Genomic DNA, 22,364 nt, shown 5'->3' with positions numbered 1-22,364 from the left:
GTCAGGTGTATTGGTAGGCCCACCAGATCAAGACTCCCTGCAAGGGCAATCGAGCCCAGCGTAACCAGGCCGGGAATTTCCGAAACCGGCTAGAGGTCGCCATGTAAAGGTTGGCGGGAAAAACAGCAATGAGTAGCAGGATCAGTCCCCAGGCCGATAACGAACGCGTTGCCGGGAATAGCAAGCCAACGCCGAGGATTACCTCCGCGATGCCACTTAACACGACCATCAGGTTATGCGCCGGAATGTAAGGCGGCATAATAGATAAGTACATTTTGGGGCTGATGAAATGATTGATTCCCGCGGCTATGTAAACAAAGGCTTGAATGTAAAGGCTTAGGTTGTTCATGAACAGAACTGTTTTTCGCTGAATGGCGGCTTATCAATTAACGGGGTGTGTTATAAACAAGAAATAAGAAGCTATTGATTAAACCTTCGCCAATGAGCTTCGTCAAAGGGTAAAACAAGAAAGCTAATGAACACAAACAGATTGTTGATGGCCGTTGTGGCCCTGTTTCTGTCGGTGGGTGCGTTTGCCCAAAGTCAGCCGGAGACGCCCGGTGCCAGGCCCCGGCTGACAACCGAACAGCGGGAAGCAAAGAAAGCCGAAATGAAAGCTAAGCTTGCCCAAATGACACCTGCTGAGCGTAAAGCGTTTCGGCAGGCCCACCGCGAACAGATGCAGGCTCGTCTGAATGCCATGACACCCGAACAGCGGGCTAAAGTACTGGAGCGTCGGCGTCAGCACAAAGCGCACAAAGACCGCGAAGGAAAGTAATTAAGTTGGTTAGGTTTGCATTGCCCATCGTAACTGAAGTGTGGCCTGCGCGTTCGTAGGCCACTTTTGTATTTATTTTCAGCCTTAGACGTTTCTTGCTCGTCCTAGCCTGTCACGATAACCTGATTGGTAGGGCCCACAGACAGCGCAATTTCATCCTCGAACTCAACGATGTCGACCTGCGGACGATCCTTGCTTTCGAACGTTTCCTTATAGCGCCTTACGGCTTCTTCCTGGCTGATATTCAGATAAGCGCGTGTCCAGCCAGAGGGATTATGAGAGCCGAAACCCGTGACGATGATGAGTCGATTTGCCATACGTTGAGTTGGTTTAACTCGGTAAACGTATTAACAGCCCGCTTGTTTGACAATAGAGATTGCGCTAACCGTACCGCAGTACCCAACTCATGGATTAGGCAACAGTTTCTTCTGAATAAAAACCTCTGCGTAGCGTCGTCCTAATGTTCGGGCCGAGGGTGTATCGAAATGCGTTGAATCGCCTTTGTCAGTTAGGCCCGCCGAGACGATGCAGTACGTGTTCGCGACCTGACCCGGAATCGCCTGTAATGCCTTATTGATGGTTACTGCATCTTTGTTCCGCTTGACAATAAAGTCGCCTAACGTACCTACGACAACCGGGACAGCCGGTGCATTCAAATCCTGCCGTAGCCGCTGGATTAGCGCAACCAACTTTTGACCGTATTCAGGTGCCTTCTCCGGGTTTGAATCACTCTCGCCCTGGTGCCACAGAATTCCCGCCAGATTACCCTGCGCCAGTGCTACACGGGCTCGTCGTAGTGCATCATCGTACGGATAGGATTTTGTTGGTTCGTAATAGGCACTGGGTACCCAGACATCAATGTCTGAGCCGCCAACCGCGCAAGGGATCAAGCCAATGTTCTCATTTGGAAAGGCTTCGGTTAAGCGTTTGGCGAAAGCGAAACCTGGGCCAACACCGATCACGGCGGGTTTATCAAAATGCATGGGGTCGCGGGCGGGTACCCAGCTTTGCTCCTTTGTTAGCATCCAGATGCGGTTGTCAGGCTGTTGATCGGGTACCTCCGGCGTACCCCGGCCTGCCATGTTCGACTGTCCAATGAGCAGGAACAATCGCAAGCGAGGAGGTACATCCTGTTTCAGCGCAGTACTTACCAGGAGAAGAGAGAGAAAAAAGATGCAGAGCTTCATGGTACGTATTTAAGACAAAACCAACTGGCAAGCCAATTATACTAACTTGACTTACGAGAAGGTTTTAGCGGGCATGAGAATACGACCTGATTGGCTATCGCTTACAAAAAAGGCTTTCAGTTAATAAACCGAAAGCCTTTAGAAACTATATCCAACGCAAAAAGGTATTCTGTTACTCACTCAAGCCCTGCATGAATCCGTAGAAAGATAGTTTTCTACTGTAGTCTTTGTCAAAAAGAAGTGGGTGATCTTCACTTTTGCTCTCTGTTAATAGCCAGCTATCGTTGTCACCTACGTTCCAGGTGGTTATGCCAAACTGCTGTCCGGTGGTTACAATGCTTTTGTAGATTTTAGCGATGGCCTTGTATTTTAAGGCATGTGCATTTTTAATGGCATCAGTTAATACAAACGTCGTTGAAAGGTTTGGATTCATCCGGATATCTAATTCGGAAATGTGAATCAATAAACCAGTGCTTGCATATTGGCTGATAACTGACGAAAGAGCGGCTTCTGGGGTGCTAACCGTGATGTGCATTTGTAAGCCAACGCCATTGATAGGGATATTCCGTTGCTTCAAGTTCTTGAGCATGGCAAACACTGCATCTGACCGTTTGGGAAGGTAAGCCGAGTTGTTGTCATTGTAGAAAAGGAGCGCCTGTGGATCAGCTTCGTGAGCGTACTGGAAACAACGGGCAATATAGTCAGGTCCCAGATGCTGATACCAAATTGATTTCTTTAATGTACCATCCGCTTCGAAAGCCTCATTCACAACATCCCACGACTTGATTTTGCCTTTGTAATGGCCCACAACGGTCTGAATGTGTGTTTTCATAAGCTTTTCCCAAGCTAGCGAATCGCCTTGGAAGTTAGTAACCCAATCCGGTACCGCGTTATGCCAGATTAGCGTGTGGCCGTGTACTTTCATGTTTGATTGTTTGGCAAAGTTGACCAGCGCATCCGTATCGGTCCAATTGAACTGGCCTGCTTTTGGCTGAATCCGATTCATTTTAGCACTGTTCTCTGTGGTTATGCTATTGCAGTTTTCCTGAATAACTGACTTGTATCGTGCGTTCGACGCGAGCAGTTGTGGATTGATGGAAGCACCGATTGGGAATGAAGCTACAGCCTTCAGCGTGTTGTTGCTGTCACCAGGAGCAATAGCCCGAAGGCTTGAAGCCGTAAACGTAGTCGTTTCTTTCTCTGGCGCAACGGCATCGGTCTTGGGACTACAGCTTACCAGGTTGAAAAGAAAGGAAAATAAGGCTGCGATTAGGGTGATGCGAACGGGTGATTTAGACGTTGAATTCCGAGCGTTGTTTGGGATGATGCTGGTTGTAAAAACAGTTGCCATGACTTTGATCTCGTTGCGTTTGATGGATCAAAGTTGCCTCTTCAACAGGCGGTAAACGGGTTATATTCGATGAGTAGTTGTTTTCTCCCGTTTGTTGGTAGATTTTGCCGTAAAACTGTTTTTCTGGTGCGTCAATTTTGTACTTTACGAATGAGTCTAAAAATAGACAAACTGTTAATGGATTGTCTACAATGTTAACGTTACTATTGCTATACTGCTGTAAATCAATCTATTAACTTGTTTAATTTGCTTTTAATATTGACATTAAAAAATATGGGAGAAATTTTAATACAGATTAGTAAGTTATTAAAATTGTACTTTTTAGGGATCAGGTAAGTTTTTTATTTTTGATAAAATATGCTGTTGATCATGCTGATTACTTAGGGAAATCCGTAGTTAATACTCAGTAAAATACTGCCATACGTAGAGGTCACAACCCGGAATTGTATGGAGCAATCATTCGATCATTACAAAAGCTTACAGGTTTACTAATTCTGGTATAGATAGAGTTTATTGCAAGGCTATAGGCCATTGTTTATTCCTGTATAAGCAGATACCCGTGATTCGATTTGTTGATAAGCGGAAGTAAGTCAATCAAAGTTGCCAAGTTGTTCTCAACCGCCTTAAGGTGGTCTTTGTCTACTCCGCTAGCGAGACGTTTCGTAGCCCTTTCTCACCGGACCATTCACTAATTAACTAAACCTTATCGGCACCCAATCGATATAACCAGTGAGTTAATAAGAATTACGGGTCGGTACGCTTCGTACCACAGAAGTTTCGTTCTATGAAGAATTGCTACATTTATCGCTTACTGATACTTACTAGTGTCGTTTGGTTGTTTGCCTTATTGTCAGCGTTCGCGCAAAGCGTTCGGGGACACGTTACAGATGCGACCACAGGGGCTGATCTGCCAGGGGTTTCTATTCTGGTGCAGGGACGCAACACAGGAGCCGTTACCGATGCTAACGGGTTGTATACCTTGACGCTCGAACCGGGCAGTTATACGCTCCAAGCCAGCTTTGTAGGGTATACAACCCAGACGCTACCAGTGCAGGTTACAACCGGAACCACGGCTACAGTCGATATACGACTGGTCGAAAGTCTGGCTAGTTTGAACGAAGTTGTCGTTATAGGCTCCCGCTCAACGCAGGCGCGATCCAGTACGCAGACAGTAGCGCCTGTTGATGTTATTCAGTCGCGCGAGTTGGTGGCTACCGGACAGGTGGATATCAGCCAGCAGTTGAATTTTGTCGCTCCATCGTTTAACTCGTCCCGGCAAACCGTTTCGGACGGTACCGATCACATTGACCCGGCAACACTACGCGGTTTAGGACCTGACCAGGTGCTGGTGCTGCTCAATGGTAAACGGCGACACAACCAGGCGCTGATCAACATCAATGGCACAATTGGGCGAGGATCGGTCGGTACGGATCTCAACGCTATTCCCAGTTCGGCAATTGAGCGGGTGGAAGTCCTCCGCGATGGTGCTTCCTCACAATACGGTTCTGATGCGATTGCTGGCGTGATTAACCTGCGCCTGAAAGAACAACCCGGCACAACCGTCAATGCTCAGCTCGGCCAGCAATACGAGGGTGACGGGCAGGTGGCACAGGTAGGCATCAACCACGGCTTCAAACTAGGTCAGAAAGGTATACTAAGCCTGACGGGTGAGTTTCGTCATCGCGGAGCCACCAACCGGGCGGGTGACTACACGGGGCCTGTTTACGTCAACTGGAACGTCGGCCAGCAATCAGGTGAAAGTGCGGCTGCGTATGTGGCCCGTCGGCAGAGTCTGTACCAGCAGGACCAGGCGTTAATTCGCCAGAACAATTTTAATCTGAGTGACAATTTACAGGTTGGTAACGCGCGGGTCGATAACGCCGGTTTTTTCCTGAATGCCCGCGTACCGATCAAAGGGTCTAACGCCAGTTTTTACGCTACAGGTGGTTTGAATTACCGCCGGGGGCTGGCCGGTGGGTTTTACCGATACCCGTACCAGACGACGCAAGTTATTACCGCTATTTACCCCAATGGCTTCTTACCGAACATTCAATCGACCATCAACGACCAGTCATTGCTGGTGGGTGTCAACGGCGAAACGAATGGCTGGCGTTGGGATATCAGTAATGTGTACGGCGGAAACTCCTTTCGCTTCGACGTGACCAATTCCAATAACGCATCATTAGCATACCTTGGACCGGTTAACAACCCGACTTCCTTTTATGCCGGAACGCTCAGCTTTTATCAGAATACAGCCGACATTAGTGCTGCCAAAGATTTTGGTAAGCAGATGGGGCTGACATCGTTTAACGTGGCCGCTGGGGTGACCTACCGGAATGATCAATACCGGATCAAACAGGGGGAAGCGGCCTCGTATCTGAACTTCAGTCCGCAATCGGGTCAGGCCGGTGGTGCGCAGGTATTTCCAGGTTATCAGCCTGCCAACGCTATTAATGCACACCGGCAGGTATACGGCGCTTATCTTGACCTGGAGTCGGATGTTACCGAACGGTTGTTGTTGAATGCCGCTGGGCGTTATGAGTATTACAGCGATTTCGGCGGAAACGTAGCCGGTAAGCTGGCTGCTCGCTATCGCTTTAGCGAAGCGTTCTCGCTCCGGGGATCTGTTAGTAATGGATTTCGGGCACCGAGTTTGCACCAGCGTTATTTTAGCGCCATCAGTACCGTGTTTGTCTCGACCGGAACGGGGCTGGAACCACGGCAGACGGGCACATTCCGGAACGATAGTCCCATCGCTCAGGCGTTTGGTGTACCGTCGCTTGGTGCCGAACGCTCAACAAATTTTAGCGTCGGTATTACATCCCGCCCTCTTTCAAACGTCAGTCTAACCGTTGATGCGTACCAAATCAATATCCGTGACCGAATTATTTATAGCAACCAGTTTTCGCGTGGTACATCCGGGGCAGGCTTGATTGTAGCAACTATCCTGAATAATGCCGGCCAGACGGACGTGAACAGTGCCCAGTTTTTTGCCAATGCTGTAAATACCCAAACACGGGGACTGGATGTTGTTATCGCCACAAATTCCCGGCTGGCTACGGGTACGCTGGATGTAACGCTGGCCGCCAACTTTAACCAGACTAAAGTCGTGGGTGATATAAAACGGCCCGCTAATATCCCGCAGGATGCTACATTTGGTAACTTTTTGTTCAACCGGCAGGATAGTGCCCGGCTGACGGTTGCTCAGCCCCGGAGTAAAATTCAGCTTACATTCAATTACCGTCTCAGTAAGTTCGGGGCCGTTCTTCGGGTATCTCGCTTCGGTACGGTCGAATCCTACGATCCTGCCAATCCTGCTCTCGACCAGAGCTTTAGTCCGAGAATGGTTACGGATCTCAATGTTTCGTACCGTATTCAGAAAAATTTGACGTTGACGGTAGGGGCTAACAACCTGTTTGACGTTTATCCTGATCCGTTGAAAGTAACTAACTATCCAACGCCAGAGCGGTACGGTACAGCAGCATTGGACAACTCTTCCTTTGGTCGCTTTGTGTATGGTCGCACCGCAACCCAGTTCGGCTTCAACGGTGGTTATTACTTCGCTAACCTGTCAGCAAGTTTCTAGGAAGGAAAATTGTTACTTAATATACAGTAATTTAGAGACTGTTTAGCGCCCAACCTCCTAAGGCTGGGCGCTTTTTGTCGTTTCAGTAACATAATGTGAGTTCTATCCTTGCAAAAACAGATCACTTCAGGGATTACTCACTGTGGCTTATTCTTGTTGATGTAGAGGTGAGCCAAGCCTGCACAAAACTAGTGCCATACTATCTCAATAGATGAAGAATCTCTGAAGTTAGTAGCCTTTTTAGTTTGCCGTTCAAGGTTAATTAGCGTTCTCTTGTTCATTGGCCAAGCCTGACATACTGCTACATTCAGGCAAAGCGGATTATTGTTAGGATTCATCCAGCAAAAAAGACCCCGCCAAGCCTTCTGTTGGCACGTTGCCCGCAAACAAGCTGCCTCTTGCTTTCAGGTGTGCCCTCCCCGATAGGGACTAACCATGCCCGATCCGCTCATATAAGACAGTCTCAACCTAATCGAATGATGTATACTTAATTATAAGTTATTTATATTTGGTAACAAATTATTAAACATATAGAATTAATTGTCAATCATAGGCATAAGATTTGCTAATATTACAGCATTGATTAAGTATTAATTACTTATAAAGTATCTTTATCCAACTTATTATGACTTTATCTCTCTACATTCTAAAAGGATGTATCCTTAGGCGCATTATACCTTATCTTTTATTGCTTCTATTGGTTTCTCCCCCCTTATACAGTTTTCCAATCACAAAAAACCCTCTCGGAATAGAGCTGATAACTGGTTCAGCGAAGACTATTTCCATTCTCTTATCCACGAATTATACGTATTTGCCGTCATCTGCTCGACAAGAGCTGTCCACCTCGGCCACTGACGATAACTCTTTTCGATTTGTAAGAACATTACGGAGTGACCATCAGAATTTATCTACGAAATCTAGTACGCAGTCTGTTAAGCTAGAAGCGGGTTCAACTAGGCAACTTACAGTTCTGACTGCTGCTGACACGAGCAATCGGGCTACCAGCAGCTGTGTATCGTTCACGGCGGTGTGCTCGGGTAACCAGTACGAGGTGCGCAACCAGAGCATCAGCGTGACCAGCGCGGGTACCTACCAGCTGAGCTTTCGTTACATGGCCCCCGAGCGGGCGGTGAAGGCCATCGTGCGTATTGATGGCAAGAGCCAGACGGTCAACTGCAACCTGAGCCGTAGTTTCCAGAACCAGCTAGTGGGCAGCGTTGAACTGAAGGCGGGTAGTCACACCATCGGCCTAAGTAGCGGGGTTGATGAAGGTTACATCTGCTTTGATCAGGTTTGCATCAAGCCCAGCAGCGAGACGGTCTGCACTCCGCCTTCGGCCCCGGTGGTGAGTGTGTCGGGCAGCGCCCAGCTGTGCAACGGCTCGAGCGTGAATCTGACGGCTAGCGGCTGTAGTGGTACGGTGAGCTGGTCGACAGGGGTGACGGGGAGCAGTCTGGTGGTGAGCACGGCGGGGGAGTACTCGGCCACCTGCTCGGCCAACGGCTGCAGCAGTGCAGCCTCGAACGTGATCTCGGTGACGGCTTGTACCCCTACCACCACGCCCACGACACCGACCACGCCGGTTGTGTCGACCAGCAGTTGTGTGTCGTTCACGGCGGTGTGCTCGGGCAACCAGTACGAGGTGCGCAACCAGAGCATCAGCGTGGCCAGCGCGGGCACCTACCAGCTGAGCTTCCGTTACATGGCCCCCGAACGGGCGGTGAAGGCCATCGTGCGTATTGATGGCAAGAGCCAGACGGTCAACTGCAACCTGAGCCGTAATTTTCAAAACCAGCTGGTGGGCAGCTTCGAGCTGACGGCGGGCAACCACATCATCGGTCTGAGCAGCGGGGTTGATGAAGGGTATATCTGCTTTGATCAGGTTTGCATCAAGCCCAGCAGCGAGACGGTCTGCACTCCGCCCTCGGCCCCGGTGGTGAGTGTGTCGGGCAGCGCTCAGCTGTGCAACGGCTCGAGTGTGAGTCTGACGGCCAGTGGTTGCAGCGGTACAGTGAGTTGGTCGACGGGGGTGACGGGGAGCAGTCTGGTGGTGAGCACGGCGGGGGAGTACTCGGCCACCTGCTCGGCCAACGGCTGCAGCAGCACAGCCTCGAACGTGATCTCGGTGACGGCTTGTACCCCTACCACCACGCCTACTACGCCCACGACACCGACCACGCCGGTTGTGTCGACCAGCAGTTGCGTGTCGTTCACGGCGGTGTGCTCGGGCAACCAGTACGAGGTGCGCAACCAGAGCATTAGCGTGGCCAGCGCGGGCACCTACCAGCTGAGCTTCCGTTACATGGCCCCCGAGCGGGCGGTGAAGGCTATCGTACGCATCGACGGCAAGAGCCAGACGGTCAACTGCAACCTGAGCCGTAGTTTCCAGAACCAGCTGGTGGGCAGCTTCGAGCTGACGGCGGGCAACCACGTCATCGGTCTGAGCAGCGGGGTTAATGAAGGGTATATCTGCTTTGATCAGGTTTGCATCAAGCCCAGCAGCGAGACGGTCTGCACTCCGCCTTCGGCCCCGGTGGTGAGTGTGTCGGGCAGCGTCCAGCTGTGCAACGGCTCGAGTGTGAGTCTGACGGCCAGCGGCTGTAGTGGTACGGTGAGTTGGTCAACGGGGGTGACGGGGAGCAGTCTGGTGGTGAGCACGGCGGGGGAGTACTCGGCCACCTGCTCGGCCAACGGCTGCAGCAGCACAGCCTCGAACGTGGTCTCGGTGACGGCTTGTACCCCTACCACCACGCCTACTACGCCCACGACACCGACCACGCCGGTTGTGTCGACCAGCAGTTGTGTGTCGTTTACGGCGGTGTGCTCAGGTAACCAGTACGAGGTGCGCAACCAGAGCATCAGCGTGACCAGCGCGGGCACCTACCAGCTGAGCTTTCGCTACATGGCTCCCGAACGGGCGGTGAAGGCTATCGTACGCATCGACGGCAAGAGCCAGACGGTCAACTGCAACCTGAGCCGTAGCTTCCAGAACCAGCTGGTGGGCAGCTTCGAGCTGACGGCGGGCAACCACGTCATCGGTCTGAGCAGCGGGGTTAATGAAGGTTACATCTGCTTTGATCAGGTTTGCGTCAAGCCCAGCAGCGAGACGGTCTGCACTCCGCCCTCGGCCCCGGTGGTGAGTGTGTCGGGCAGCGCTCAGCTGTGCAACGGCTCGAGTGTGAGTCTGACGGCCAGCGGCTGTAGTGGTACAGTGAGCTGGTCAACGGGGGTGACGGGGAGTAGTCTGGTGGTGAGCACGGCGGGGGAGTACTCGGCCACCTGTTCGGCCAACGGTTGCAGCAGCCCAGCCTCGAACGTGGTCTCGGTGACGGCCTGTACCCCCACTACCACGCCTACTACGCCGGTTGTGTCGACCAGCAGTTGCGTGTCGTTTACGGCGGTGTGCTCGGGCAACCAGTATGAGGTGCGCAACCAGAGCATTAGCGTGACCAGCGCGGGCACCTACCAACTGAGCTTTCGTTACATGGCCCCCGAGCGGGCGGTGAAGGCTATCGTACGCATCGACGGCAAGAGCCAGACGGTCAACTGCAACCTGAGCCGTAGCTTCCAAAACCAGCTGGTGGGCAGCTTCGAGCTGACGGCGGGCAACCACGTCATCGGCCTGAGCAGTGGTACCGAGGAGGGTTACATCTGTTTTGATCAGGTTTGTATCAAGCCCAGCAGCGAGACAGTCTGCACTCCGCCTTCGGCCCCAGTGGTGAGTGTATCGGGCAGCGCCCAGCTGTGCAACGGCTCGAGTGTGAGTCTGACGGCCAGCGGTTGCAGCGGTACGGTGAGCTGGTCGACAGGGGTGACGGGGAGCAGTCTGGTGGTGAGCACGGCGGGGGAGTACTCGGCTACCTGTTTTGCTAATGGCTGCAGCAGTGCAGCGTCTAACACGGTTTATGTTACTTCCTGTGACTTGCCGAAATGTGCCTTTACCCCAAAAGCAAGTGCCAGCAGTACCGATCTGTCTTGTGGCGCAAGCGTCAATTTATCAGCTAATTGCAATGGTCCTGATTGTGATGGCGTAAACTATTCGTGGAATGGTAACGGAGTGGCCCAGTACGGTCAGTCGGCTACGGTCAATGTACCGAATTCGAATGGTAATTTCATCTATACCGTTACCGCTTCGAAGTTAGGCTGTGTTGCCAAAAAAGATACGGTTACGTTACGAGTAACGGGCTGTCCCGAACTAGGTGTGTACTCGTACCGGGGCGATAACTTTGATTATACTGCACCGGGTGAGTCGTCTACTGATGATGCATTCCCCGTTTTTGAAAACGATAAGATTAGAGTCAAACTTGCGCTGCGTAACCAAACTACCGATTCGCAGCAGCCAGGAATGGGGGGGGCTGTTTATCAGATATTTAACAAGCAGCATAATTCAACGCATACACTGTTGTACAACCCGAATCGGTACGACGGCGATGAAAATAGAGTTGTAGATCGTTCGGGTCCACCAAGACGAATCTTCCTGGGTCAAGGCTTGTCCGAGTGTCTCTATGCTTTGCCGAAGCCTTTCTACACCAACGAATTCGACGGTGCGGCTGGTAGCAGCTATCCGGTGGACGGTCAGAACCCGCCGGGTTACGATGGAGGACTTGGCTTCAATCCGAACGAGGCTGGGGACGATTTTATGAATAGCGGTCAGTTGTTGAAGTTTGGTCGAATATCATCGGGTTTCTACACGAAAACGAGACCACCTATTTACGGACAGAATCGACTGTATGTTGGTGACCAGGTCATTTTCGAGAAGTGGGGTACCCTGGACGACCGAGCGCTCGATCTCCACTATCAGTCTACGTTTAACCGGACTAGTTATGCCGGGCGGCACGTTACGAAATCGCAGGAAAATCCTTGCTTGTATGTCAATGGACTGCGGGTTTTCAAATGGTATGATGGAGATCGTCCGTACTCCAACGATGGCGTAACGACAATTGCACCTGAGACAGGACCGAGCAACCGCAATGGGGTTGGTAAAAACGGTGGCAGACCGAACGGCGTTTATCTGTCAGAACCCTGGATATGGGTTGGCGGAACCGATGGGTTTGGTATCGGCCTGATGCTAAAAGACAACATTAAAGCCGCTTATGGTTTCTGGGGTGATGGCGGTTTCGATGCCGCTAACCCATCGATGGGAGGAACTTATGCTTCAATTACCTCGTCACCTGCCGAAATCCTGGACAACAGTATAATCTGGCGGCATACGGCTAAAGTGATTGTTGGTACCGTCGATGAAGTACGGGCTTACGTTTATGCACAGTCTTACCGCCCTGATCGTACACCGAAGTTCAAGTTCAACCGCCCAGGTCGGGAAGGATGGAGCCTAAACTCGGGCGATGGTGACGATGTCCACACCTGGGATGACACGTTCAACGGAAAGTCGCGTCAGGGCTGGAAGGTATACCTCAGCAACGGAGCACACGCCGTTATGCAGTCGCCCGGTGTATGTTGGGAGACCAGCCAGTTCAACAAGTTTTACATTCGCTACAAATATTCTGGTAATCAGACAAAATGGTCGTTGAAATTCCAACGTAACCGTCAGAAAAGCGATGGTCCACTTGATTTGTCAAACAATAACCGGTTTGTCGATGAGGATAAAGTCCGGTTTGCCAACGGAAGCGCCGACGCTCCGATTCAAACGGTTCTTTTTGACGTAATTCCAGATGGACAGTGGCATACGGCGATAGTTGATTTGTCAGGCAACACTGCCTGGCAGGGTGTGGTCAGTCAGATCTCGATTAAGCCGCATGCGTACAACGACGGTCGTTCTTACAATTCGGGTGAATATTGCATAATCGATTGGATCAACTCCGAAAACAGAGATCCGTTCCCTGACTGATTTACTCGATAGAATAGTAGCTTTCTCATCTAAAAAGTGCTGATTACGCCGTAATCAGCACTTTTTGTTATTAGGTAGACCAGTTGAAACGTAACAGGCGTTAATTGTCAGTTGATCTACTGCACAAAATGCGCTATATATCGTGTTGAACACGCCTTATGGCTAAGAAGCGATTGAGACTTAATTGACGTGGTGGATCGGTCAGGAGAGACTGACACGGTTAGTGAATAAGTTAGATTAGAGGACTCGTATCCTCTGAGATAAGTAGCCATTTATTGAACGACAAAAACAGCGTATGAGTATTGGTTCCCAGTTAGTTGGTTCATGGCGGTATTGACCCTGTGGTGGTGTCGGTTTCTCAAAACCGACATTGATAAAAGCCGCGAAGTGTCGGTTTTGAGAAACCGACACCACAGTAAAAGACTGCATTTAAGAGCCTAATCCTGTTTAAAGCAATTGATGGCGTGACACGGTCAATGCTAGAGCCGTTTCTCAGCGGTATCGAAAATCGACGCTAGCACAGCGGGGAAGTAAACAAGACACGTTTATAAACCTGACTGCGTTTGTTTAGATGATAAGCCCCTGCGAGATAATTATCGCCCCTTGTTAGCGTAGTATCATAACTGTTCCTGTCAATCGTTTTCTGGGCTCGCCGTAGTTGATTTCGTAAGCATAGGCCCCATTGGGTAAGTCTTTTCCGTCGAACGGCGTTTCGTAACCGATTGAATGAAAAACAACGGTTCCCCAGCGGTTAAATACTGTTACTTCTACATTCTTGATCTTTTCTATGTTGCGCAGTACCCAAACGTCATTGTTGCCATCGCCGTTTGGTGTAAATGCATCCGGGATATACAAGCGTGATTCAACGTAGACCATCATACTATCTACCGATTGACAACCAAACTGGTCGCGAACGGTCAGCGTGTATAAGGTGCTGGAAGCAGGAAAAGCAGTCGGGCGGGCAATGGACGCATTATCTAATCCAGCAGACGGACTCCAATTGTATCGATAGTTCGTATTGACCGGACCTGGTAAGCTAGCCGATGCGCCGGGCTGAATCGTTAGGTCGGTGGGTAAATCCAGAGCGGGCAACGCCCGGACAAGCACCGTTCGTTGCGCAGTTATGACCGGGCAAGCCGTATTTCCGGTAACAGTGTAGGTTACCTCGTGCGCGCCTATTCCGGCTTGTTCTGGCCAGAACTGATTGCCCGATACCCCGTTCCCGCTGAAGATTCCCCCCGCTGGCGTTCCTGTTAGTAGTACGGGCGCGTTATCCGTTCCGCAGAAAGGAAGAATTGAATCCAGCGAAACCGTTGGTTTGTCTACTTCCGTCAAAGACCAGTTGGCTGATACGGCTGAGCATCCGTTGGCATTTGTGACCTGAACCTGGTAAATTCCTCCGCTTTTTGCGGCCAATGTGGTGGCCTGAGCACCGGTTATAACGGTTTCGTTCTGGAGCCAAGTGTATTGCAATGATGATTCGCTGGCTATGGCGGTTAGCCTGACATTCAGTCCACGACAAAGCTGGGTAGGCCCGCTAAGTTTGACCGTGGGCACTGTTGACGCTGAAATTGTTTTAAGTCCCGATAGGGTGGTACAGGAATTTACATTTCCAACGAGAACGCTGTACAGGCCAGCGGTACCCGCTTCGTAGGTCGCCGATGTAGCCCCGCTGATGGGTGTCCCGTTCCGTTGCCATTGATACGTTAATCCATTGCCTGTATTGGCTTGTAAACGAAGCGAATTTCCTGGACAAAAACCGGTGGCAGTTGTAAGAATGGACGCTTCGGGCGGCTCGTTCAGCGTGACTGGTAACGGGGTGGAGTGACCGGTGCATCCGTTCGCATCAGTAACCGTAACGCTATAAACACCCGCTAAGTTGGTCTTGTAAAAAGAGCCTATTTCACTCGCAATCACTGACGTATCGCGTTGCCAGCGGAAGAGGGTGCCGGTTGCGGTAGCCGATGAAGTAGCCGTGATTGTAAACGAATTTCCGTTGCACAACGCTCCGGCTGCATTATTTACCGTTAGATTGACGGTTGGATTTGGACTGATCGACACAGAAACTGGTGCTGAAGTGGCCGATCTTGGGCAGGCCATCTCTTTGGTAACGGTCACTGTATACCGTCCCGCCTGTCGGGCGACGAGCACCGAGTCCGTCGCACCCTCAATGGCGACGTTGTCTTTATACCATTGGTAATCTACATCCTGCAACGGCGTTTTGGCGTTGAGTTGAACGGCTCCATTCTGGCAGATGACACTTTTAACCAATTCCGCTGGCTTATCCACCGCCGAAACAATGACTTTAGGCGTTATCACCGCTGGGCATTCCTTTACCTGAAGCGCTAGTTCACGGCGTATTTCAAAGCCTTTGAACGAGTCTTGGTAGAGTTCCGCTTTGACGACATAGCGATACGTACCGACCTTCGTTGGTGTTCCGGTAATCTCGCCTTTTGGATTGACCTGCAACGGACTGCTGCTTTCCATAAACGCGTTAGCGCCGTAGCCACTCGCCCAGTTTACTTCTTTCCTGGGTGTGGTGGCATTGCCCGTCAGAGGAGTGGTGAGGGAATACGTGATCTTGTCGAAATTAACACCCGCATACGCACGCGTGTCGATCCGGACAGGCTGATTGACGCAGGTTTCTATACGCGAAGGCACATTGAAAATACCGCCAAAGGAGCTTTTAAGTGCGGAGACGTTGTATTTGCTGCGGTCCCCAAACTCCAGATAGTACACAACGGGACCCGTGCCGTTCACGTTATTGCTGACTTCCCGACAGCAGACGGGTTCGGTGGTGACAAAATAGCCTTTCGGGTCATTTACTGAGGGTAGAAAATTAACCGACCCGAAATATACGACGCTGTTTATTCTCGAGGAATCGCCGTTGCAGGCTGCCGGTAACGGGGTGTTCTGACCGTCGATAGCAGATCCCCGAACCATAGTAACGGTTGCTACTGAGCTACTATCCTTTTTGCGGTATACATACGCTTTGATCGACGGGGGAAAGTTGTCGAATGACTTGGCGCTGGTGAAATAAGCGGCTCTTAACAACAGCGCCGACAGTTCTTCGGCGTTACCGTTGAAGTCCTCCAACTGTCCACCAATGATGGGTAACAGACCGCCACTGCCACACTGATTCGCGCTGATCGTGGTCGCGGCTGATAACGTAGTGTCGGGGCAGACACCTTGTTGCCGTAGACTTATGGTGTAAGCGCCCGATTGATTCACGACCAGCGTTGGCCGTGTAGCGCCATTTATATCTACACCATCCCGTTGCCACTGGTACGCAACCGCCGAAACGGAGGCTGTACCCGTAATTGCGTTTAGCTGCACCTGATCGCCCTGGCAAAATGACGCGCTTGCCCGTTTGTTGAGTGATCCGACCTGGGTTATTTTAATGGTAGGTGTAACCAGCGGAGGACAACGTTGAGCATAAGCCACTGAAACAGTAAGGAGACTAATTAATACCCAGTAAAGATGCTTCATTTAATTAGCCTTCTCGTTAATCATTAATTGGATAAACACCTGTATCTAAATGGCTTTTAGTAAGGCCGTTGGGTTGTCAAAAAGGAGTCAGTGGTGCGGTATTGAATCACTATCGACCAAATCTTTCAATAATGGTCGCAGCATCAGCCAACAATTGCTGACCTGATGTACGCTTTTGTTTGAAAATTAGATTGATGTATTACTTTAATAAGTTACCTTTTATAGTAAAATATGTTTTTGAGTTTACTAAAACAATTATAAATGTAGTCAAAAAGAGATAATCATAAATGATATTCCTATTCTATAATCTAGATTGTAGATGGATGTAAATATTACAATTACACTGTTGTATCTATTTGTAACCTATTAGTAAAGTAGTTAATAATTAATTGTGATAGTATAGTTAGAGAGCGCTGTCAATCTTTAGATCGATTTTGTAGGATATTATCGAAGCGAACGGTAAAAAAAGGCGCTTCAAATGCATCTCTGCACCGAGCGCCTGTACGATTCCTGAGAACTTTAACGTGGTTCTTTCTGCGCTGTTGTGAGGCTAGCTCACTGATTGGGAGTGGCTGTAACGCTAAGTAACCGCATGATCGATCCTTTCTCCAGATTGTTCTGTGGGTTAAGCAAGCATATCTGATTGATAACGCCATCCCAGCCGCTTCGTCCACTCAATGAAAGTTCGTACGTGCGAACTTGTCCGTCGCCATTTATAGGAAAATCAATGTAACGCTCCGGAACATCGTAGAAATCAATGTCCTCCGGCTTACGCCAGACCAGTCTGGCAACCGTCGCTTTTGTGGTAAAAGCAGCCCGGACGTACATTTTGGGAAGATCGCCCGCCCGCCAGAAAACAAGGGGGCTACTCACCCGAAAATTAGCTTTGGTCGTATCAGCCCGTTGCCAATACACGTTTAGTTCGTTCTGGATGGGCCATCCTTTGTCTTTGGCATTGTAATAATACCAGCCTTGCCGATCCTGCGTAAATCGGTAAGCCGGAGCCGTTGCGGGACGTGGCTGGCTGTAGGCAAACTGCCGGATGTCGTCCAGCGATCCCAATACCAACGTGTAGTCGTACTCATAAAGGCCATTGTGATCAATGACTGCAAACGGGCTACTATTCATATACGTGCTTTCAATAGCATACTCGCCCCCTACGCGTGTTGGGATCGAATAATCGTTGACCGCGAAACGAAACTCATTGGCTCTGTAGAGGCCAAGTCCGCGTCCCTGCTGGTTAAGAATGGCTACCCAGTTTTCGGTACCGTAGCGGTAGTTGTTATCAACCGTAGTGTTCTCCAGCACGGCACCGTTGGTAAAGGGTTGCGAGCCTACGTACGACACCAGCCGATACCACGGAGCATTCATGTTTATGCAGGGAGCTTCCTGGGTACGGGCTTCATACTGAGTGGCATCCGTCCGGTAAACCGTTGTCCGACTCCTGACATGAACCGTATTATCTTTCAGTTCCATCCAGTGCTCCATGACGCAATCCGCTGGTTCGTCAAAAATCGGCCAGATAAGTGGTACCGTTTTTACGTACAGCTGGTTTTGATTCTGTTGATAACTAACGATACGCGCCGGGTGGTTGAAATAATCACCCGTTTGCACAGGGTTCCATCCCAGATTTCGCCATACGTAGACCGGATCTTTGCCATTGACCGAATAAGGGTAAGGGCCAGCGTAAAGTGATGTTTGTAACTGACGGCCCAGATCATAATTGTTGATCATATTTTCTGAGCTGCTCGCTTCAGAGAGGTAGGTAATCGCTCCGCCCATGTTGAGGTCAATGCCTAATTTCACTTTATCGTTTGAAATATATAATCGTTTGGTTGGCGGAAGCGGGAATTGGGGCGGTGGTGTGTTTGGATCTGATGGATTGGATGGTGGGGTGTAAGGAGCCGTAGCCGGAAAGTCGCTTGAGCAGTTTAGGGTCAGTACACCAATAAGCGCACAGCAAACGTAACGATAAAAAGGAGCCAGGGTCATAGCGAAAAAGAAAGGGTTCAGAACAATTGAGTAAAAAAACTTTCTGCTATAAACTTAACAGAAAAGGGTATCGATTGATACTAAAAGTACGATGATCAACGAATTGTTGTTCTGATGAACTGGTATTTACGAATGAAATTTATCGTATATTTTTGTTGATGTATTATTCTTTTTGCGCGAAAATAATCTGTAACTAAAACTATACACCCTTGGCTAATTCTGTATAAAAATAGTACAAATCAGTTATTGACGTTTTAACAAAACACTAATACCAAGTATAAAAGCGTGGTGTACTTCAATAGAAGTCTATCTCTTTTAATAAAAAGATCACTAGTAAATAAAATCATTTCATCCATTAGATCCTATTTAACTAGTATGTTTGCGCCCTTATCTATAGTACAAACTTTATCATGCTTCCTATTAATTCGTTGCATCTCTATCTTGAACGAACGCTTTTAACGGGCTCCGCCTGGACAGTAAAAGCATTATTGTTATTACTACTCGGGTCTGTATTTTTTAATGTTGGATTTGATTTAAAGCACTTTGTTTATTTAAAAAATTTTTTTGCTCTTGTCAATGGTCACCCTGACCCCAAGCTGTGTTGCTATTTCTGGACTGATGTTGAATACCAAACGACAGACTGGTTCATGCAAAAGCTGCAAATTTGGGATACGGTTCACCAAGCTAATATGCGGCTCCGTTTATTTTTACCTGTATTATGGTCATTTTTCCATTCAATCCTGGCCATTTATCTGCTACAAGTAGCACTGGGTATTGCGCAGATGTATATGATTTTACGTCTTGTCTATAGACATACGCAAGACCGGCTTCAGGCATTTTATTTCACAGCAGGTTTTAGCGGTTTGTATGCAGGGGCAGCTTATTATCTGGACGTTTATGCCTACGGAGATGCGTTTGGTTATGCCTTCTTAATCGCTGCCCTTTTTTTTCGTCGCCCATTTTTTATTGCGTCTGCTATTTTTCTGGCGGCCTGGGTGGATGAGCGAACTCTTTTCAATGCATCATATATAGTTTTGTACCACTGGCTGGCTTTGTACCGACCAGATCGTGAGCAGCCTATACTGTTTAGGGTAAAGAAGCCAACTCCGCAGGCACTAGCTGTTATTGCAGGTGGTGTTGTGTATATGGCCGTTCGTGTTTACTTGTCTAAGCACTATCACATCGCTATGTCTATTGGTGGCCCGTCGCTGTTTTTTCACGTGAGGGAGGCCATTAGGAGTTTCGGGATCCGGTTATACAGTGGTTTCGAAAGTTTCTGGCTTTTAATCGTTAGTATGATCGGAACGCTTATTTACTATAAAAAATACATCCTGCTCGCTATGATTCTGCCGCTGCTGGCTGTCACAACGTTTACGATGCTTATGGCTGGTGATTTTACGCGTACAATTTCCTACGGGTTTCCAATTATTTTTCTTTCTTTTTCGATTTGCCGACAAGTCTACGAAAATGATCACATGCGGCTGCTCCTCTTATCCATTAGCTTACTGGCCACTCTATTCTTTCCATTAATTTATTAACGCATAACTAAATTCTAAGACTTATCTTTGGTAGTTGAGGTTGGTAGGGATAATAGGGTATACTGCCTGATTAGTTGGCCATTCAGTAAGTATGCACCCAACCACCGGCTTTGATAAAATCTTTTTGACAGAAGGGTATAGGCCACGGCAATGCGTTGAAGCTGCCTAACACGTCGTATGAATTATTTACTTTCAGGATTGCAGGCAGTGCTGATGACGTATCTACTAGCCAGTAACATTGGTGGCTGCACGATTAACGTACCGGGCTACGAACAACCGACCCCAGCGGTTAAACCAGCACCGACGTTGCCCCCAATCACTGCACCTTTTGTGTATGATGTACCCACTACGCAGTCGGATTGGACGGGCTATAACGAAACCGTCATCAATGATCGGCTGGTAGGTGCTACGTCTGTTCAGGAGTCAAATTCGTTGCAGTTAGAAGTTCGCAAAAATTACGGGGCGGCCATTCAGATTTACGATAAAGTAACAAAGCAGCAGTTAATCAACTTCAAAGACCTCGGGCGTGAGTCAGGCATGGGTACGTACGGGGGACCGCGTAGCTTCGCGGATGATTCACCCAATTGGAAAAATATTGGGTATAACCCCTTGCAGGCTGGTGATGACGGGGGCAATGCCGCGCCTATCCTGTTTCACGGGGTCATTAATGGCTGGATTTACACGAAATCACAGAGTTTGTCATGGGCTCACAAGGATGCCCGAAAACTGCCTTTTTATTACGAACAATGGGTCCGTCTCGATGGCAACAAAGTGCATGTCAAAGTGCGCCTGACGCATCAGCGACCGGATAAAACGTTTTACGAACCCGAATCGCAGGAGTGGCCGTTTATGATGATCAATGGTGCGCGGAAGGTTCATTTTTACAATGGCGATAAGCCGTTTACATATGACGCTACGGCCATTACGGATGGTATCGAGAGTAAAGGGAACGTAACTGCGGTAACATACAGGGGGCCTCATTTTGGTGTGACTGAACCTTGGCAAGCAGTTGAGATAGGTGCCAATCGGTTTATCGGCTTATATTCACCTGGCTACTTCTTGGCTAATTACAGTGTAGACAACATTAGTGCAAACGAAAGTTGGGAGGGTGGAAATACAAATACTTACGTAGCGCATGTGCCGATGGTGCATCTGGATTCTGACAACGTGTGGTACAAAGAGTACACGTACATTGTTGGTACGGAGCAGGAGATTCGAGATTACGTGTACGCGCAGGAACGCTTCAACCAGCCCGATTTTATTTTCAATAAATTCAACGGGCGTAATGGATGGGCTATTTTTGATGGAGGCTATGATCAGAAAGAGCCATTCAAGACGGATAACTGGCAGGCTACGTTGACTGGCAAAGAAAGTTTAAACAACGCTTATAACGCCAAACTGATATCCCCCTGGGGGAGCTGGAAAGCCACTGATTTTAACGAAGTGTACCTGCGCATGGCTTACAGCGGTTCTCCCGGTACAGGAGCACGGGCACCACTACGCCTGACATGGGTTACAAACGGTCAGGCACCTGATGGTATCGATCCTGCTTTCCCAAATCAAAATAAGGTTCGCTTTCCCAACGGCATACGTAATAGCCCTAACCAGTCGATTCGTTTCGAGGCTATTAACGATGGGAAATTCCACACTTATAAATTCAATTTTGCCAATCAGCCAAACTGGAAAGGAACAATTCAGCAGTTTGAAATTGCCCATGAATCGACACAAACTTACGTAGCGCCGGGTGAGCAATTTACCTTGCAATATTTCGGTACTCGAAACCCAACTGAGTAAACGATCTTACTTTATTGGCCCGTGGGCAGGTTTGTAACGAAGCTGAGACAACGGCCATTTAGACTAATGAAGTTGTGGAGTTGGCGGAGCCGCCCCTGCGGTTTTCGAACCTAATTCCATAACTTCATTAGCTGTTTTATGAAACCGGTGCTGCCGCTAATGCTTTAAAATTGATTTCTGAATTAATACCTACACCGCTTTTTTCTCACAAGACTATACGTGAATATAATGCTATTATATCTATGATTTATACAGTAAATTTAAGCCTTTTAGTCGGCGAAATATAGTTCTTTCTTATTCATTGTATGCAATCAATTTTAATTTGTAATGATGCGTACAACGTAAATATAGTCGTCACCAATACATAGAATTCAATACTTACCAATTAGTACATAGGTGCATATTTTTGCTTTTCTGATTTATAAAAATTAAAAAACTTATTTCTCGATTTTATACTAATAATCTGAGTACTTTGCAGCTAATAATTTACGCCCAATAGTTATGAAAAGCTGAGATAAATTTTTACTGTATACACAGTGATTGATTACATATTGATAATATATATTTTTTGTTAATCAATTAGTATACGTTTTGTTAAGCTAGTTATAGTTAGTCGATTTTTGCCACTTCTTATCAAGCCAATTTATCAATTAATGAAGCTATCAATACGCAATACTTTTTGAATCTGATTTCGCTTTTATCCACTATAACATGGTTGCTGTACCTGATCGGTTTCATCTGACTGATCCTTATAAAACTAGCGTTGCTGGCCAAAACTATCCTTGGTATGTAGCGATCAGCTTG

At 48.6% G+C, this 22,364-nt stretch carries 11 protein-coding genes; 5 read left to right on the top strand and 6 right to left on the bottom strand.

Going from position 1 to position 22,364, the window contains the following annotated elements; genetic code table 11:
• Position 1: 1 nt before the first annotated feature.
• Complete coding sequence (locus LQ777_RS20885) at positions 2-349, bottom strand: DoxX family protein (RefSeq protein WP_232559874.1); 348 nt, start codon at positions 347-349, stop codon at positions 2-4.
• 126 nt (positions 350-475) lie between these two features.
• Here LQ777_RS20885 and LQ777_RS20880 point away from each other — a divergent pair, with 126 nt between their 5' ends.
• On the top strand, positions 476-778 hold the full coding sequence (locus LQ777_RS20880; RefSeq protein WP_232559873.1) for a hypothetical protein: 303 nt from the start codon (positions 476-478) through the stop codon (positions 776-778).
• A gap of 104 nt (positions 779-882) precedes the next feature.
• On the opposite strand, the gene LQ777_RS20875 is transcribed toward LQ777_RS20880, so the two are convergent.
• The 3 genes from LQ777_RS20875 to LQ777_RS20865 all read right to left on the bottom strand — a co-directional run bounded on the left by LQ777_RS20875 (position 883) and on the right by LQ777_RS20865 (position 3,316).
• Positions 883-1,095, bottom strand: a complete 213-nt coding sequence (locus LQ777_RS20875) for a hypothetical protein (RefSeq protein ID WP_232559872.1) — start codon at positions 1,093-1,095, stop codon at positions 883-885.
• An 87-nt stretch (positions 1,096-1,182) separates the two neighbouring features.
• Positions 1,183-1,965: a sialate O-acetylesterase gene (locus tag LQ777_RS20870; RefSeq protein ID WP_232559871.1), complete on the bottom strand. Its 783-nt coding sequence runs from the start codon at positions 1,963-1,965 to the stop codon at positions 1,183-1,185.
• A 172-nt stretch (positions 1,966-2,137) separates the two neighbouring features.
• Positions 2,138-3,316: an endo-1,4-beta-xylanase gene (locus tag LQ777_RS20865; protein ID WP_232559870.1), complete on the bottom strand. Its 1,179-nt coding sequence runs from the start codon at positions 3,314-3,316 to the stop codon at positions 2,138-2,140.
• Between the two features lie 784 nt (positions 3,317-4,100).
• On the opposite strand from LQ777_RS20865, the gene LQ777_RS20860 reads away from it, so the two are divergent.
• Positions 4,101-6,902 (top strand): TonB-dependent receptor, encoded by a 2,802-nt coding sequence (locus tag LQ777_RS20860; RefSeq protein WP_232559869.1) that lies wholly within the window; start codon positions 4,101-4,103, stop codon positions 6,900-6,902.
• A 1,027-nt stretch (positions 6,903-7,929) separates the two neighbouring features.
• On the top strand, positions 7,930-12,747 hold the full coding sequence (locus tag LQ777_RS20855) for a hypothetical protein (RefSeq protein WP_232559868.1): 4,818 nt from the start codon (positions 7,930-7,932) through the stop codon (positions 12,745-12,747).
• Positions 12,748-13,353: 606 nt separating this feature from the next.
• Here the strand turns inward: LQ777_RS20855 and LQ777_RS20850 are convergent.
• Both LQ777_RS20850 and LQ777_RS20845 read right to left on the bottom strand, forming a co-directional pair.
• Positions 13,354-16,236, bottom strand: a complete 2,883-nt coding sequence (locus tag LQ777_RS20850) for a T9SS type B sorting domain-containing protein (RefSeq protein ID WP_232559867.1) — start codon at positions 16,234-16,236, stop codon at positions 13,354-13,356.
• Between the two features lie 555 nt (positions 16,237-16,791).
• Positions 16,792-18,228: a hypothetical protein gene (locus tag LQ777_RS20845; protein ID WP_232559866.1), complete on the bottom strand. Its 1,437-nt coding sequence runs from the start codon at positions 18,226-18,228 to the stop codon at positions 16,792-16,794.
• A 410-nt stretch (positions 18,229-18,638) separates the two neighbouring features.
• Here LQ777_RS20845 and LQ777_RS20840 point away from each other — a divergent pair, with 410 nt between their 5' ends.
• The gene (locus LQ777_RS20840; RefSeq protein ID WP_232559865.1) at positions 18,639-19,766 is read left to right on the top strand and encodes a hypothetical protein; all 1,128 of its coding nucleotides are present in this window, start codon (positions 18,639-18,641) and stop codon (positions 19,764-19,766) included.
• Between the two features lie 177 nt (positions 19,767-19,943).
• Positions 19,944-21,560, top strand: a complete 1,617-nt coding sequence (locus LQ777_RS20835; protein WP_232559864.1) for a hypothetical protein — start codon at positions 19,944-19,946, stop codon at positions 21,558-21,560.
• Positions 21,561-22,364 lie beyond the last annotated feature (804 nt).

Origin of the sequence: Spirosoma oryzicola (genome assembly GCF_021233055.1) — a bacterium.
In the GTDB taxonomy this organism is placed as follows: domain Bacteria; phylum Bacteroidota; class Bacteroidia; order Cytophagales; family Spirosomataceae; genus Spirosoma; species Spirosoma oryzicola.
The sequence above is the reverse complement of the archived record's forward strand: the minus strand, read 5'-3'. Positions and strand labels throughout refer to the sequence as shown.